The following is a 16,821-nucleotide window of genomic DNA, read 5'->3' on the forward strand; positions in this document are numbered from 1 at the left end:
CGGTTTCATTTTTTATCGTAATTAATTTCGTGTGTACTGGTATGTTTACAGTTAAATGAATTTCTCCGGTCCCCATATGTAACAGAGTTTAGATACCAAATAGGTTCATACTATGAAAACTCTTCTGTGCGCAATCGCAATTACGGCAGCTATGTCGACAGTTGTCACCGCTGGCGAGGTCGATGTCCGGCTTTCCACGCGTGAAGCTTATGTCGGTCAGCCGATTGTTCTGCAACTGGCCATAATGAACTCGAAAGATTATGAACAGCCAACTTTGCCGAGCATTGACGGATGTGATATTCGATCGGCTGGAACACCTTCACAAAGCTCTCAAATCACGATCGTGAATGGTCGGCGCAGCGAAAAACGGAGTGTGACCATGCAGTATTTGATCACGCCCCGTCGGGAGGGAAGTTTCACCATTCCAGCATTGTCTTTAAAAGTCGATGGTACTAATAAAACGACCGATCCGATTTCGTTTGTGGCTACCAAAAGCGAAACTGGAGATTTGCTGTTTGTTGAAATTGAAGGTCGCCAGGACAAAGTCTTTGTTGGTCAACCGCTCGACTTGACATTGAAGATCTGGATCAAACCGTTTCGGGATGCCCGGGCTGACATCACACTGAGTGAAGGGGATATGTGGAATATGATTTCCAAGTCCACCTCGTGGGGGGGCTTTGCGGAGCGGATGCAGGAACTGGCTGAGAACAATCAACGCCCCGCTGGGCATGAAGTGCTGCGTGATGATGCAGACGGCAATCAGCGAAGTTATTACCTCTATGAAGTTAACGCCACGATATATCCGAAACGAGCCGGGAAGATCGAGGCGGATGATGTGCAGATTGTTGTCAACTACCCGACCGCGCTGGGTAAGTCCCGTTCACCGTTTGGAGATCTATTCGATGACGATTTGCTCGACCGCAATTCTTCCATGTCGCGAATGTTGCAGGATGATTTCTTCAATTCCGCATTTGGGAATCGCCTGACTGTTGCGGGGGCTCGACCTATTGTGGGAAATGTGAGCGTGGATGCCACGGAAGTTCTGCCCGTTCCACTCGAAGGTCGTCCAGAAAATTACCGGGGAGCAGTGGGGCGATACCGCATCATCACTCATGCGACTCCTGATGAAGTCGCAGCTGGTGATCCGATCACTCTGAATATCGGCATTGCGGGGAATGGTCCGATGGATTTAATCCAGGCTCCTCCGTTGTCTGAAGATCCGGAATTGACAAAAGATTTTAAGGTGACTGATGAGCCTCTGGCGGGCTATGTTCAAAAAGATACGAAGCTATTTTCAACAACAATCCGTCCTCGTCGTGAAGGGATCACGGAAATCCCTGCGATTGGATTCAGCTTTTTTGATCCAGAGACAGAGAAGTACGAGACCGTAACCAGCGCCCCAATTTCGATTTCGGTTACCAAAGCAGAAACACTTTCTCTGGATGACATTGTGGGGAACGCTCATCGTGCTCATGCCGATGACAGCAACACAGCGGTGAATGACAATCTGCCTGACTTGAATAATCACACCGCCTCCTCCGTACTGGTTTCACAGACAGTTAAGAGGTCATTCAATGACTGGTGGATAATGTTTGTTGTTGTGCCTCCCATGATCTGGATGTTTGCAATGCTCACTCGATATCAAGGAACAGTCTATCGTCAATTGCCTAGTTTCAGATCTCAGAAAACTCAATGTCTGATTGGAATCGATAAGGCTTCTGACCAACCTGAAATTGATGCCGCGATCATCCGCTATCTTTTGCGTATGAGCAGGGGAAACAGAAAACTCGAAGTTTTCAGCAGTGATACTCAGACTCTGAAAAGTCATCAAAGTGAAGCTGTCGGCACCTTGCGATTGACTGGCTTGTATCAGGTCGCAGGTGAAGTCGAAACATTCCTGACAAGGAACTCCGACAACGCACAGGCATCACTCGAAGAATCGAAAATGAAAGCGGCACAACTCGTCGAGGAGATTGATACGGCCATGCAATCGAACCAGAAATCCCGGGTGAAGGCCCCAAAATCACGGATCGGAAAAGTCGCAGTGCAGCGTCCACTTGGGTTGCTGTTCGCATTCGCTCTGGTTGCTTCCGCACAGACTGTTTCCGCAGCCGATGCGGTGGCGTTGTCAACGACTCAACAACAAGCACTTCTGACGGAAGCGAACGAGGCTTATGCAACCGGCATCGAAAAATCGCAGACGGACGCAGCCGATGCAAAGGAACTGTTTTCCAACGCAGGCCGCAAATATCAGTTGCTCATTGACAGCAACATTCAGAATGCCGATTTGTTCATCAATCTGGGTAACACCTGCCTGCAAACGGGTCAGCTGGGTAGTGCGATTGCCAATTATGAAAAAGCGTTACAGCTCGAACCGAATAACCGCCAGGCGATCAAAAATCTGAACTATGCCAACACGAAGATCGAAAACGCTTCTTCAGTGATCAAAGAGGAATCGTGGTCTCTGCGAGGCTGGAATAATGCGCTCGTTGGACTGGCTGGCGAACGTACTATCACCTGGACTCTGGCAATTTCTTCGGTCCTGTTTTGGGGATTACTAATCTTGAGACTTTACCTGCGGACTGCCCCTGTCTGGCAGTTTGCGTTGCTGCCGTTATCGTTACTGATTGTGTCTGGTGCATCTGTTGCAATGACTCAGACCAATCCACAGCAGGCCTGGAATGCAGTCATCATTTCGGATCATGTCAGTTTGCATGCAGGTGATGGAGATCAATTCGATCAAGTTTTTACGGTTGAATCTGCACAGGGGCAGCGTGTGGAAACTCTCGCACAACGCGGCGACTGGTGCATGATCAAAACCACAGACGGTCACACAGGTTGGATCCATGCACGTGATGTGGAAATCATCAAAACAATATGATGGAAATGACAGACACTTTCCAGATATGCATTAAATTGATCGTATGAACAATGAAACTTGCCGCCAAATTGATCCTGGTCTTTCTCTTCGGCGTTTTCGCGATTGTCTCTGTCTTTACCTGGCAAACGCTCAGGCGACAAAATGACTGGGAGGTCGAGCGACGTACTGCTCATGCTTCCGATATCGCTGATGCACTTACTCCTACGATCAAGCAGGCTTACGAAGAGGGAGGGACGATTACAGTCAAACGTGCTCTGGAGGTATCGACTCGTCAACTGGATGGTCCGGAGGTCCGCTGGGTTGATGGCAAGGATACGAGTTCTCAACTGACTCAGACGACATCCCGGGAAACGTCCAGTATTTCCATTACCGATGCCAATGGAAATCGTAAGGCTTATTCGTACATTCCAATTCCCCTGGGGGAAAGCGACTCGGGAACAGTTGAGGTTTCAGAACCACTCGAAGAGCAGGATGCGTTTACCCGAGGGTCGGTCATCAGATCCCTCATGTCGCTATTGGGGGTAGCCGCCTTTTCGGGAGTTGTGATTTACTTTGGTGGCATCCAACTGATTGGAAAGCCACTGAATCGATTGGTGGTGCAGGTTAAGCAAATCGGTGAAGGCCAACTCGATCAAACTCCAGTCGTTACGAGTCACGATGAACTTGGAAGACTGGCCATCGCGATCAGCGAGATGAGTCGCCGCATCCACCAGCAGTTGAACACGATTCGGCATACAAACCGACTCGGTACGATTGGCACCCTGTCTGCCGGAATTGCTCACGAACTCGGCACGCCATTGAACGTTATCTCTGGTCGTGCAGGACTGATCAAAAGTGGAAAGTTGACTACAGAGGAAATCGTCCATAGTGCGGAAACGATTCAGTCGGAAGCGAATCGGATGACGACGATCATTCGACAACTGCTCGATTTTTCCAGGCAGAAATCAGCCCCCTATTCCTCGATTGACTTGAATGGTGTCATTCGTCGAACTTGTGATTTGATGCAAACCCTGACTGAAAAAGCCAACATCCAACTTGCCACTAATCTGCCTGCTGAAACGCTATACATCGACGGTGATGTTGCTCAAATTCAGCAAGTCCTGTCCAATCTGATCACCAACGCTATCGCCGCGATGCCCAACGGTGGGATGATCACAATCAATTTACAGAAAAACTCCCAGGACGAAATCCAGATTCAAGTGATTGACTCGGGCGTCGGTATTGAACTGGCCGATGTCAATCAGGTGTTCGAACCATTCTACACGACCAAAGATGTGGGGCAGGGGACTGGACTGGGATTGTCGATTGCCTATGGTATCGTTCGAGAACATTCTGGCGAGATCCAGGTTTCTTCCAATCCCGAGACCGGCACAACATTCACGATCACATTCCCAGCGTCCGATTCGAATTCTGTGATTCAAGAGGTCAGCAAATCATGACTCAGAAGACGAAATCCTACCAGGTGATGATCGTCGACGACGAACGGAATATGTGTGAATTGATCGAGACCGACTTACGTCTTCGCGGCATTTCCAGCCGTTGGTACACTTCGGCTCAGGATGCGATGGAAGCGATTCACGAATACGAATTTGAAGTCATCCTGACCGATGTTCGGATGCCGGTCACAACGGGCCTGCAGTTGTGTGAACAACTCACACAAAACCGACCGGATATTCCGGTCGTTGTCATGACGGCATTCGGATCGATGGAGACTGCGGTCAATGCAATGCGATCCGGTGCGTATGATTTCATTACGAAGCCCATCGAGATGGACCTGCTTGCGATCACTTTGCAACGTGCCATCCAACATCGTCGACTGACAGAACAGGTTCGGCTCCTCGAATCCAACCATAACAGTGCGGCTATGTTTGGTGATATTCTGGGGCAAAGCCCGGTGATGCGGAAGTTATACGATCATCTTTCGCAGGTCGCCTCTTCCGATGCGGCTGTGCTGATCACTGGTGAAAGCGGGACTGGTAAAGAACTGGTGGCCCGTTCCATCCATGCCGGAAGCCGTCGCTCCGACAAACCCTTTGTGGCGATTAACTGTGCCGCGATTAATGAGAATTTGCTGGAAAGTGAATTGTTCGGCCACGTCAAAGGCGCTTTTACCGACGCCCGGGGAGAACGAAAAGGGCTGTTTATTGAAGCCGAAGGCGGGACATTGCTGCTGGATGAAATGGGCGAGTTGCCTCTCTCGATGCAGGCAAAACTTTTGCGTGCCTTGGAAGAACGCAAAATTCGACCCGTCGGAAGTGATAAAGAATTCCCCTTCAATGTCAGAGTGCTCACTGCCACGAATCGCGATTTGGAGACTGCGGTTTCGGAAGGACGTTTCCGAGAAGATCTGTATTATCGGGTCAACGTCATTAAAATTGAACTTCCCCCACTTCGTTCCCGCGGAGCAGATATTCTGCGTTTAGCCGAGTACTTCCTGAAACAATTTGCATCCAGCGAGAAAAAACCAATTTCCGGATTGGCGGATGGAGTTGCAGAGAAACTCTTCAGTTATTCCTGGCCGGGCAATGTTCGGGAATTACGCAATGTCATGGAGAGAGCAGTTGCCCTGACGCGTTACGATAAAATTACCGTTGAAGATTTGCCAGAAAAGATCCGCAACTTTAAAGGAGGCACCGTCTTCATTGGAGGCCTCGATCCCGAAGAACTTGTCTCAATGGAAGAAATCGAACGCCGCTACATTACACACGTTCTGGAAGCTGTCGACGGCAACCAAACCCAAGCCGCCCGCATATTGGGTCTCGACCGGAAGACGATCTATCGAAAGCTGAAACAGTCAGAGGATCAAGATATGAAGTGATTGTTTATCGGGTCCATTACTAATTGCAAAGCGCCCTCGCATATGCGGCATTTGCCGTTAATAACGTTCGAACTCCATCGTGACTTGAAGTAGGATCATCAAATCCGTTTGTGCCCCTCGCGTTCTATTTGAGGGAGAGAGAATAAGAAGGCCTCGATTCCAGATGTGTTCATCATGAATTCGTTGCGAGCTGAATTTCGATCCATTTCATCAAATCTGCCTGGACGGATTGATAAACTTCTTTGGTCTCGACTTTCACGTCGTCCAGAATATTTTGGCCAACCTTTGAACTGACGAAGAGATAGAATTTAATTTTCGGTTCTGTTCCTGAAGGTCGTACGGCAATGCGAACGGACTTTGTTTCCGTAGCCGCTTCGAAGAAGAGCAGATTGCCACTCGGTGCTGGCAAATCGGAAATCTCCAGGTTTTCGGGCAGGCTGCGGATTTGATGCCGCTCGAAATCGCGAACGGAATTCAGTGCAATGCCCCCCAGTTCCGTGGGTGGTGAAACACGGAACGCGTGCATCAGGGCGTTGATCTGAGCTTTTCCACTTGAGCCTGTACAGACTTGAGACTTCTGTCCCTCAAGAAAATAACCATGCTTTTTGTAGAGTTCATCGAGACGATCGAGCAGGCTCTTTCCCTGCTGTTGCAGTTCTGCTGCAGTTTCGCAAATGTAAAGTGATGCGATTCCGGCATCTTTATCGCGGGCGTAAGTTCCGGCGAGAAATCCGAGAGACTCTTCAGCTCCAAACACAAACTTCTCCGGTCCTCCCGCATCCATCGCTTCGCCAATGTATTTGAATCCGACGAGCAGGTCATCGATACATTTGACATTGTGGGCATGAGAAATTGCTCCGATCAGCGGAGTTGTAACCAGAGTTTCAACGACGAAATGTTCGGGAGATAACGTCCCGTTTTCTGAGCGTTTTCTCAAAATGTAATCGACAATCAGCGAGCCGATTTGATTGCCTGTCAAATGCACAAACTGACCAGCCGAATTGCGCACACAAACTCCCAACCGATCGGCATCGGGATCGGAAGCGAGAATCACAGAAGCGTTAACTTCGTTGGCTTTCTCAATACCTTCCTTGAAGACTTCAGTCCGCTCCGGATTGGGCATGTGTTGATCGACATTCGGAAAGTTGCCGTTCGGCTCACGCTGACATTCGAGAATCTGAACACCTTCAAACCCGGCTTTTTTCAGGATTTGAAAGCAGGCCGTTTCACCAACTCCATGCAAAGGAGTGTAGATTGCATTCAGGTCTCGTGAATCTGACAGGGACATTCCAAGGACCGCGGCATGGTAGGCCTCGTCTATTTTTTCATCGAGGATTTCAATACTTCCCGACTGAATCCCCGCATCAAAGTCAACGACGGGAATCTCACCGGCATCGTAAACGCAATCGACAATCCCTTTGTCGTGCGGAGGCAGAACCTGACCGCCGGTGTTCCAGTAGGCTTTGAAACCGTTATCGGCAGGTGGATTGTGTGAAGCGGAAATCATGACCCCGATATCACATTTGAGATATCTGACGGCGAAGGAGAGTTCGGGAGTGGAGCGGGGAACAGGAAAGAAGGAGACTTTCAAACCATGAGCGGCAAACACACAGGCTGTCAGGCGGGCAAATTCCATGGAACGATTGCGGGAATCGCATGTCACAACCGCATGATTACTGCCATTGATTCCTGACTGTTTCAGATACGTCGCCAGACCGTGAGCAGACTCAGCAATTGTGCGGGGATTGATTGTGGCGGATCCGAAATCGGCCATGGGTCCGCGACGCCCTCCCGTGCCGAATGAGATCACTTCCCAGAACAGTGCATCCAGTTTGCCGAACTGTTCGGCCTCAATCAATTCTATGATTGGATCGACATATTCGGCATATTGCGGCTCCGACAACCAGCGTTTAATATTTTTCGCTGCACCACTAGTCAACAGCTTAGCCGTCACAGCATTCTTCACGATTGTTTTACACTTTGAGACGCTTGGAGGATTCATCTGTCTGTCTTTTTTACTTAACTTGTTTACTGCAGCCGCATGTTTCGACAGTGCGAACCTGTCATGTTTTCAGTTGTTGATTTTAACAAACCAGCCGATGGACTTCGACTGAATTAGATCGGATCAGGTGAACTCATAAAAATCAGATCAATGAAAATCTTAGAGTTATGTCGGTCATTATTCATGATGAATTCGACCTATGCAGAGTTAGATCCTGTTGGACAAATAAAAAACGCTCCTGAATCTGTTCATTCAGGAGCGTTTGGTGAATCAAAGAAATTCTTGATTAGTCGTTACTCTGCAGATACATGAGCAGACGAATCATGTACCAGAACATCAAGGCAACGGAGGCAAACAAAGCCAGCGAAGCGGCAACATGTTGATCCGTGCGGTAATGGTGCAGCACATTGGAAGTATCATACAGAATGTAACCGGCACTCAATCCCAGCATGGCGATGGTGAAGATCAGACCAAAACCATCTCCCATTGGGAAAAAGATGGAAACCACAATCGCGCCCATGGCGAGCACACCGGCCAGCATCAGGAAACCACGCAGGAATGAGAAATCGGCTCCACTGATGAATACAAAGGCGGTCAAACCACCGAATGTTACCAATGTCAGGAAGCCTGCCTGGGCTATCATTTCCGGCTTACCAAGCATAAACCATGCATAATAAACCAGAGGGACGAAGATGACTGCCTCGGCAACTGTGTAAAGCATCAGGCCCGCATACTGCGTAGTCAAAGAAGTGCTGCGGTGAGCCCACCAGTCCGCCAGCCAGCTGACGCCGATAAAGGCCGCCAGTACAATGAACCATTGTCCGCCCATCATCAAATTTAGGAGTGGATCCCGGATGGCGGGTGTATTGCAGAAGATGTAAAGCAGACCTGCAAATACGACGATTGCTCCTGCAAGATGGGCATATGTTTTACGAATAAACGCAGCTCGTTCATCACGTGCGGCATCAATCGCAAAGGGACTGCCACCAAACGATTCGTATTCGTTCGAGTAACTCATAAATAGAACCTTATTATTGGTTTGTGGAAATGGATCGAGAGAGTCGTATCACTCTGCTCGGATTGGTCGACAAATTTCGAGCATTGTACCTTCCCCACAACAAACTCGGGAAGCATTTTCGTGAAAAAAATTGCAGACTCTCAAAAATACTATTCCGGAGCTACCAATGCTCCGACTCGTGTCAGGTGCCGTTCCCAGGATGTGACGGCCTGTTCGCGGGTTGTTGCCACGGCCAGAGGTCGATAACCGAGTTTTTGTCCAGTCAATTCAGCAATCCAGTAAATCGACAATTCCCGGACCGCAACATGCTCGTGACGCAATCCGTCCACCAGCCGACGCGAAATATCGGGCCGGCGGCCATCTTCCAGAGTGTAGCCCCACAGCAAAGTATAGACTGTCTGAGCCGTTTCAGGATTGAAGGTTTTTGCAAGCGATTCCTTCAGAAGTTCAGGGTGGCTTGGATCCTGGGGCAGCCAGATACGCAGGCCTCGAATCGCTTCTGTGCGTGTCTCTTCATGGGGTGATCGGGCCAGGATTGTGACCAGGGAATCGTATTGACTTCCCAGTGCAAGAACCCGAGTTGCCAGTTCCGCGATACGTGGGTTCGGGTCGTCAGCAACTCCCTGCATATCGAGCCAGAGATTTTTGGAAGCGCCCAAATACTTTAGGAATTCCTGCTGATCCCGCTTTTGCGAAAGCGTCATCGTCAACGGTCCCCCATCACTCCAGGCAGGAAGTGGAGGAGCATCGATTGCTGCCGGTTGATCGTTTTCAGCCGGAAGAAGCTTATTGTTATTACCCGGAACCGCATCGGGCTCGATACCAGGGGGGAGCTGAGTGGTTGCCAGATTGAGAGGCAGCAAGGCAAAATAATTCTTTGGGGGTGAAGGCTCGCTCGCTCCCATTTGCAGCCGGACAGGAACGCCAGTTGACCAAAGGTTCGCCACGTACAAACCATTGGTTGGAATCTGTTCATACTGGTTGGTCGGTTGTGGAATGACTTCGAGAACCAGTGTGGTGGGGTCCTCTGGTAAGACAATCGTCCAAGTGTTTTTACCGATTTCCAGTTGCAGCGACTTCAAATTATCATCGCCAACCTCCGGGAGAACCTCCAGAAGATAGTGTCCTTGAAACAACCTGAGAGAAAGAGTCTGTTCGTTATCAGAACCTGTCAATTGAGCGGCACTGTTTTCTCTCATCTGCAAACGGACGCGATCATTATTAATCGTGAAGGATGCCAAAGTATATTGCGGGGAAAACAGCGAGCTGTTGAGTTTGATTTCGGTGCCGGTTTTGGCAACGACGGAACTTCCGGTCTGAGAGTCGCCTGGAACATAAATGAGCGGTTGATTCTCCGTGACATACAGCATCGTGGGAGCAAACTCGATTGGATTCGGCTGTACGACAACAGGAGCGATCGCTTCATTGCCGGTTTCGTTACCCGCTGCATTTTCTGCGGGGACCATTGGTTGGCCAGGAATGCTATTGGCGACCAGTTCGCTGCCAGTACTCTCCGGAGGCGGCATATTTGGCGAGCCTGTGCTCGCAGGTGCGGCTGGACTTGTCGGAGTCGTCACAGCGATATGGGGTTGTTGATTCATTTTCTGTGGTGAGGGGACTTTCACAGAGTTTTCGCCTGAATTACTGGTCACTAATTCAGAGGTTCCAACTTCTTCAACATTGGCAACCGGATCACCGTTTGCCAGATCAGCGTTTACAGTCGCTTCACTATCGCTGCTCCGCTCGACATACCCCTTGCCCACATCCCGGAATGAGGGATCTGTCAGAATGCTGTAAGCCCAGGCTCCCAGTAGTAAAACAACTCCAAGGATGACAATAAACTGCTTGAACCCATCGTTTCGTTTAGGAATTTCAAACGGGATGGCGATCTCCTGGCTGGCAGGCTCGATTGAAGGAGCGACCATGGCAGGAATTTCGACCGATGATCCCGTCGACTGGCTCGCGTCGTCAGGAAATTCCGCATCCTCAGGTAGAAAGGACATGGCGATTTGCTGCAATTGTGATTTCGTAGACGCCGGAATTTTTGGCCGGCCCCCTAAAACGAGCGAGAGAATCTGATGGGTGCCAGCCACTTCGGCCAGTTTTTCATCGGATTTCAGTAGACTTTCCTCGTAGGCGGCGACTTCATCGGCCGGGGTCAGATTATCGAGATACTCGGCGACATCGTTCGCATTGAGTCCCTTTTTCTTCTCCGCAGGTGCAGGAACCGTTAATCGGCGCATACGGATTAACGCCCGGATTCGCTCAACTAGAGTTGTCGCGTTCGGACTCGACTTCACAAGCCGCCCAACCGCAGCCGCATCCTGAGGTTTGAGAATGTCGTCCAGATAAGCGAGTAAATATCGTAAAGTCAGTTTCATCGTATGATTCCCGGAGGAGACCAGTGGTGTATGATTTCACAGCAAAAGAAAGCCCTGCTACTGTATTAGTGGCAGTCCATCGACGATTCCGTTCAAGTTTTTTGATATATCTGAGTCATTTCTGAAATGAATTCAGATTGTCCCCAAAAAGAGCCTCCCCAGACCGCAACTTCACACAGGACAAAAAATGGATCAATAGAATGAAATCAATGATTCGGAAGTTGTCATTTGTGGAATGGAGTATCATTGGCGTACTCCTCTTAATTTGCGTGATCCTGCTAATACCTTCTCCAAAATGGGGCTCCAGCGGAACGATTAATTGTTCAGTACATGTTCTCGTGTTCAGTGCGAAAGATGGTACTCCCATCCAGGCGGCTGGTGTAGATATTCTTCGAACACCTCTGAGGTTCAATGAGATTCGACCCCTCGACTATAGAGAGAACTTCTCGGGAATGATTCGTGTCATTGAACAAAATGAATTTCCTCAAACCACAAATGTCGAGGGAATTGCTGTTATTAATATGAAATTCAATACAAGTGCCTCTCATAAGAATCCCAAGTCTTCCGCTTCCACTTCTCGATATTCAGTTCTCGTTTCTGCAAGTAATTATGGCACGGTGATCTCTCCGTTGCGGTATCAATCAACAGCAAGTGATCAAATGAAAGAGGAGGGAAAAATGATTTTCCAGATTGGTCTCTGGCCAAATGAATAACCATAACTGGAATCATAAAGATGTCTCGATCACTTCAGATTGTTGTCATCAGAACAAGACGTGCTCTCCCTTAAGTTGTTAAACTCGAACGATAATATCCCTCCTGTCCTGTGCACCTGCCGACCAGATATATATTTGTGACTGATTATCCTTTCCATCTTCTGCTGCCCCTGATTGCGAGTCTTCTGTTTGTTGGAGGTTTGATTTTTGTCAAACGGCTCACCATTGCAGGAGTGACACCCTGGACGGTGGCGTTTTTGTCAAATCAATGTGCGGCGGTCTTCTTTACCGCTTACTGGTTTGTTGGCGGACCGGGGCAGCCATGGTTCATGTTGTGGCAACCCGCAATCATCGCGGCTCTGTATGTGATGGGCTTGAGCTTTACGTTCCTGGCGATCGAACGGGGGGATGTCTCTGTGGCGACGCCGGTGTTTGGTGTCAAAGTTTTGTTCGTGGCGATACTCGTCACATTGACGACGGCCAAACAACTCACTGCGATTATGTGGTTAGCTGCGATTCTGGCTGTCGCTGGAATCGTACTGATTCAATGGACCGGACCGAGTGGCAATCGGAAGAAGTTGTTTCTGGCAATCGGCTTTGCACTTTCAGCGGCCATGTCGTTTGCGACGTTTGATGTGCTCGTGCAGAAATGGGCTCCCGCCTGGGGAGCTGGTCGTTTTCTGCCCATTGTCTACTGGATGGTGGCTGTCTTTTCAGTCGTGCTTCTGAAAGGATTTCAACTTCACAAGGTGAAAGATCGCTCCCTGAGATTCCCCTTAATTGCTGGATCTGTTTTGATTGCTTTTCAGGCGATTTTTATCGTCAGCACGCTCTCTCTATTTGGAGATGCGACCCGGGTCAACATTGTGTATGCCACTCGCGGATTATGGGGCGTTCTGTTTGCCTGGGCGACTGCATTGAAATGGGGGGGAGCGGAAGCAAAGGTTCCCGTCCGAATGATGCTTCTCAGATTATCGGGTGCCGTATTACTGACCGCAGCTGTCATTCTGGCTTTACTTCGCGGTTAATGAATTGCATCAACAATCTTAACCCGAAGCGTAAGGAGGGGACGGCTTCCGATCCCCGTTTGGGTTTACCCCAAACGTCACTCATCTCTCTTCACCAAAAAATGTAGAACCGCAGATAAACGCAGATGCAAAATACCTGCGTTTATCCGTGTCCATCTGCGGTTCAATTTCTGATTCCTCTACTGCACCTGAGGCTCGGCCTTTTTGCGATGAAAGAAAAACCTAGGACGCGTCGGTGGCGAATCTCCGTTGGAGTTGCTTCCTCTCAGGCTGTGGATAAAGCCAATTTTATCAACGACTGACTGAGGAAGTTGCTCGGGCAGCAGAGGCATCAGACCCAGGTCGGAATTGAACTCACTCACGACGACTGCGACCTTGAGGGTGTCCTGCACAAACTTGTCGATATTCGCTCGTGGAGAGATATCGATCTTGGAATAATGAAACACATTGGCTGTCCGGGCAATCGATATCAAATCCAGATAAACATTCATCGTCTCAGCCATATCTTCCATCGGATGCATTGTGGCATAGGCAGAGACATAATTCTCCGCCCAGTTATCAGGAGCGCCCTGTTTATAGTAGAGGTCTTTGGCATCTCCATAGGAGACGGCATTGGGGTCTCCAAAAACTTCCGCATATTTTTCAGCGGCCACTTTCTGAATATAAAAAATATCAATGTAATGACCGATTTCGTGCCGCATGTGGCCGATGAGCGTTCGCTGTGGTTCATTGAGTTCTAGCCGGGTCCGTTCCCGAAATACACGATCTGCTTCCATCAGATTGATTGTGATCACACCATTGGCATGCCCTGTGTACACTGGAATTTGCTTGCCGGTATCATCAGTTTGAGGAGCCAGAAACTGAAATTCGAGCGGAAACTCTGCGCCTGTTTCTCCCAGATAAGGCGGGAAATCCAGCCATTCCAACTGGAAAAGTAGTTGCCGTTTGGCTCGCTCCAATTCTGCCCATCGCTGAATATTTTCAAGCTGGCTCGTATCGGGATGAACGCTCGTAAACTCGCACCAGTGACAGAGTTGGGTGGATTCTGGCAAGATCATCGAATTGCAGATTGCTGCAGTCCGATTTGAGCAAAAAACAACTTCTTTACCGCAGTTTTTTTGATCGCACTGATAGGTATTGTCTGATGACTTCGTAAAGCTCGTCAAAGAATGGCAACAATCGCAAAGACCAATCGTCCTCTCACATGCCAGACACTGGATGTTATTAAAGAAGATCCGATTACCACATTGACATTCACTGATTTTCATACCTGCTCCAAAATGAAAGGGACAGTGAACATATTGCAAATCGTGTGCCCTCGTTAATCGGGGCCCATACTTTTTTCATCTCAATGATTGCCATTGATAAAAAGAAGCCGAACGATTTCAATCGCCCGGCTTCGTAATGTCCTCTTCCGTTTTGTCGATTAAGTCAAATTGCGTTCGCGGATCCAATCGGTATGGAATGTTTCGCCGCGTTCCTTGTCGACACGTTCATAAGTATGAGCACCAAAGTAATCGCGTTGGGCTTGCAGCAGGTTAGCCGGCAGGCGGTCCTGGCGGTAGCCATCGTAGTAAGTCAAAGCGGCACCGAAGCCCGGTACGGGCAAGCCGTTGTTGACTGCTGAGGCAACCACGCGACGCCAGGACGGTTGAGCTTCGTCAATCGCCTTCTTGAAGAAGTCGTCCAGTAGCAGGTTTTCGAGATCGGGATTCTTATCGAAAGCAGCTTTGATATCCTGCAGGAAGCGGGAGCGAATGATACAACCACCACGCCAGAGCAAAGCGATGTCGCCATTGTTGAGCTTCCAGCCGAACTCTTTGGCAGCTGCGTCCAGCTGCACATAACCCTGTGCATAGCTGACGAGCTTCGAGGCGTACAACGCTTCGCGAACATCGTCGATGAACTGTTTTTTGTCGCCATCAAATTTGACTTCCGGGCCTTCCAGAACTTTGGAAGCGCGGACACGGGCATCTTTCTGACCGGAGAGGCAGCGAGCGTAAACGGCTTCGGTGATAAGCGTCGTTGGCACACCGAGATCGAGAGCGTGCTGACTCATCCATTTGCCAGTTCCCTTCTGCTTGGCGGTATCGAGAATATCGTCGACGAGATAGTTGCCGGTCTCGGGATCTTTCACGGTGAAAATATCGCGAGTGATTTCGATCAGATAACTTTCGAGCTTACCTTCGTTCCATTCTTTGAAGACCTGATACAGCTCTTCATTGCTCAACCCGAGAGTGTGCTTGAGGATGTAATAGGCTTCGCAGATCAGCTGCATGTCGCCGTATTCAATTCCGTTATGCACCATTTTCACATAGTGACCGGCTCCCGCTTCGCCGACCCATTCACAACAGGGAATGTCGTTGTTTGGTCCGACTTTGGCAGAGATCTTCTGGAAGATATCTTTAACAAACGGCCAGCCTTCTTTATCGCCGCCGGGCATAATACTCGGCCCTTTGAGAGCCCCTTCTTCTCCACCGGAAACGCCTGTGCCGATGAAGCGGAAACCGGATTCCCTCAAGTCTTCGGTCCGACGATTCGTATCGGCATATTCCGAGTTCCCACCATCAATGATGATGTCCCCCTTATCAAGCAGAGGCTTCAACTGCTCAATCACAGCATCAACCGGGCCACCCGCTTTGACCATGATCATCACACGACGCGGTGTTTTCAAATTCTGAACGAACTCTTCAACAGTGTGATATCCATCAATTCGGTCGGCTGTACCGGAATGCACAACATCTTCTGGACGATCGGGCAGATCGTTGACGAATTCATCCGTCACGCTGGTGGTTCGGTTGTAAACAGCGACGGAAAATCCGTTATTCGCCATATTCAAAACGAGATTCTGGCCCATCACAGCCAGACCGATTAATCCAATGTCGTGTTTCATGGGTGGTCCTGTAGTTTGGTTGAATGTTTATTGTTGAGGGTTGAATGTTGTTATGGAGCCAGAACTGCGGGTGCTTGTCCAGCATTAATTTTGAGTTTTTGAGGAAGAATTTCGGCCATTTTGTTGAGCGTCAGTCTTCGGATCGCATCGTAGCCCCGATCGTTCGGGTCTTCGAGATTATCGTAATACCAGTAGCCGGGATCGTCTGCGTGGTAGAACGATCTCCAGAACTGAGTGGAATGAATTCCGTGACCCATGAATTCGCTGTGAATATCAACCAGGGTCGTATCGTCACGCTGTTCACAGGCTTCTTCAATAATTGTGTTGTAGGCTCCTAAAACCTGAAGGCCATCCGACCAGGCCGGGAGCCCTGCGTTTCGGACATCGCCAATTCCATCCGTGGGATCGTATATGTTCAACAGAAAAATATGATAACCTCCAGGAAACCGGTTGCCGATTTCATCGAGGATTAAATCCAGACGTTCTTCATAATTACCAATCCACGGCTGCGCCTCTGCGAGAGTCGCGCCGTACATCGCCCTTCACGGGGTGGCGTCCTGCCATACATGTGGATCACATCATTTCCGCCAATCGTGGCGACAATAACTCCAAAAACATCCTCTGGATATTCTTCAATTTTAGGCAACAAGACATCGACCTGCTCAATAGATGTTGAGCCTGACAAAGCCAAATTGTTTACTTCGAGATTTGGCAAAACCTCACTCAATGTAAGACCTTGAACATCCTCGAAATCATGTTCTGGGTTGTTGACCAGTAACTTAAAAAACGACTTCCCTGGCGAGGCTCCATAACCAGCTGTGATACTATCCCCAAATCCCAATAGAACGACGTCCTGTTCGGACCAGACTTCCTCAAACGCTTCCCGATTCACATCAGGACCAGCCGGGCCGGAACCAATGGGATGTGTGAGCCAGAAAAAGACATAGAACCCAACGCAACCGACGAGGATTCCTCCAAAAACCAGTAAAATCAGAAGTCGTTTTCGAAAAGAACTTTTGACTGGTTTAGGGAGATTGCCTTGATTGTCTTCTGTAGTTTTGTCGATCACGACTTGCTCTGGTCAAAC

12 protein-coding genes are annotated in these 16,821 nt (G+C 49.2%); 5 read left to right on the plus strand and 7 right to left on the minus strand.

Going from position 1 to position 16,821, the window contains the following annotated elements:
* Positions 1-112: 112 nt before the first annotated feature.
* The 3 genes from Pan54_RS19915 to Pan54_RS19925 are packed head-to-tail and all read left to right on the plus strand — an operon-like array spanning position 113 to position 5,699.
* Positions 113-2,881 carry a BatD family protein gene (locus Pan54_RS19915; protein WP_146505152.1) on the plus strand — a complete coding sequence of 923 codons (2,769 nt, stop codon included), beginning with the start codon at positions 113-115 and terminating at the stop codon, positions 2,879-2,881.
* 50 nt (positions 2,882-2,931) lie between these two features.
* The gene (locus tag Pan54_RS19920; protein WP_146505153.1) at positions 2,932-4,320 is read left to right on the plus strand and encodes a sensor histidine kinase; all 1,389 of its coding nucleotides are present in this window, start codon (positions 2,932-2,934) and stop codon (positions 4,318-4,320) included.
* Entirely contained in the window at positions 4,317-5,699 is a 1,383-nt protein-coding gene (locus Pan54_RS19925; protein WP_146505154.1) for a sigma-54-dependent transcriptional regulator, read from the plus strand. The genes Pan54_RS19920 and Pan54_RS19925 overlap by 4 nt, the downstream gene beginning before the upstream one ends.
* Positions 5,700-5,871: 172 nt before the next feature.
* Here Pan54_RS19925 and Pan54_RS19930 read toward each other — a convergent pair whose 3' ends face one another.
* From Pan54_RS19930 to Pan54_RS19940, 3 genes are all read right to left on the minus strand, one after another.
* Positions 5,872-7,701 carry a phospho-sugar mutase gene (locus tag Pan54_RS19930; protein ID WP_146505155.1) on the minus strand — a complete coding sequence of 610 codons (1,830 nt, stop codon included), beginning with the start codon at positions 7,699-7,701 and terminating at the stop codon, positions 5,872-5,874.
* A gap of 286 nt (positions 7,702-7,987) precedes the next feature.
* Positions 7,988-8,719, minus strand: coding sequence for a Bax inhibitor-1/YccA family protein (locus tag Pan54_RS19935; protein WP_146505156.1), 732 nt, complete (start codon positions 8,717-8,719; stop codon positions 7,988-7,990).
* A 149-nt stretch (positions 8,720-8,868) separates the two neighbouring features.
* The gene (locus Pan54_RS19940) at positions 8,869-11,100 is read right to left on the minus strand and encodes a hypothetical protein (RefSeq protein ID WP_146505157.1); all 2,232 of its coding nucleotides are present in this window, start codon (positions 11,098-11,100) and stop codon (positions 8,869-8,871) included.
* Positions 11,101-11,552: 452 nt separating this feature from the next.
* Between Pan54_RS19940 and Pan54_RS19945 the strand changes: the two genes are divergently transcribed.
* Both Pan54_RS19945 and Pan54_RS19950 read left to right on the plus strand, forming a co-directional pair.
* A complete protein-coding gene (locus Pan54_RS19945; RefSeq protein ID WP_146505158.1) occupies positions 11,553-11,813 on the plus strand; it encodes a hypothetical protein in 261 nt (86 codons plus the stop codon).
* A 137-nt stretch (positions 11,814-11,950) separates the two neighbouring features.
* A complete protein-coding gene (locus tag Pan54_RS19950; protein ID WP_207310186.1) occupies positions 11,951-12,841 on the plus strand; it encodes a DMT family transporter in 891 nt (296 codons plus the stop codon).
* Positions 12,842-13,020: 179 nt separating this feature from the next.
* On the opposite strand, the gene Pan54_RS19955 is transcribed toward Pan54_RS19950, so the two are convergent.
* The 4 genes from Pan54_RS19955 to Pan54_RS26145 form a co-directional block, all read right to left on the minus strand.
* Positions 13,021-14,109, minus strand: coding sequence for a putative zinc-binding metallopeptidase (locus Pan54_RS19955; protein ID WP_207310187.1), 1,089 nt, complete (start codon positions 14,107-14,109; stop codon positions 13,021-13,023).
* 158 nt (positions 14,110-14,267) lie between these two features.
* The gene (gnd, locus tag Pan54_RS19960) at positions 14,268-15,734 is read right to left on the minus strand and encodes a decarboxylating NADP(+)-dependent phosphogluconate dehydrogenase (protein WP_146505159.1); all 1,467 of its coding nucleotides are present in this window, start codon (positions 15,732-15,734) and stop codon (positions 14,268-14,270) included.
* Between the two features lie 50 nt (positions 15,735-15,784).
* A complete protein-coding gene (locus tag Pan54_RS26140) occupies positions 15,785-16,270 on the minus strand; it encodes a hypothetical protein (protein ID WP_207310188.1) in 486 nt (161 codons plus the stop codon).
* Positions 16,204-16,803, minus strand: a complete 600-nt coding sequence (locus Pan54_RS26145) for an SGNH/GDSL hydrolase family protein (protein WP_207310189.1) — start codon at positions 16,801-16,803, stop codon at positions 16,204-16,206. The genes Pan54_RS26140 and Pan54_RS26145 overlap by 67 nt, the downstream gene beginning before the upstream one ends.
* Between the last annotated feature and the right edge of the window lie 18 nt (positions 16,804-16,821).

Origin of the sequence: Rubinisphaera italica, assembly GCF_007859715.1 — a bacterium.
GTDB classification, from domain to species: Bacteria; Planctomycetota; Planctomycetia; order Planctomycetales; family Planctomycetaceae; genus Rubinisphaera; species Rubinisphaera italica.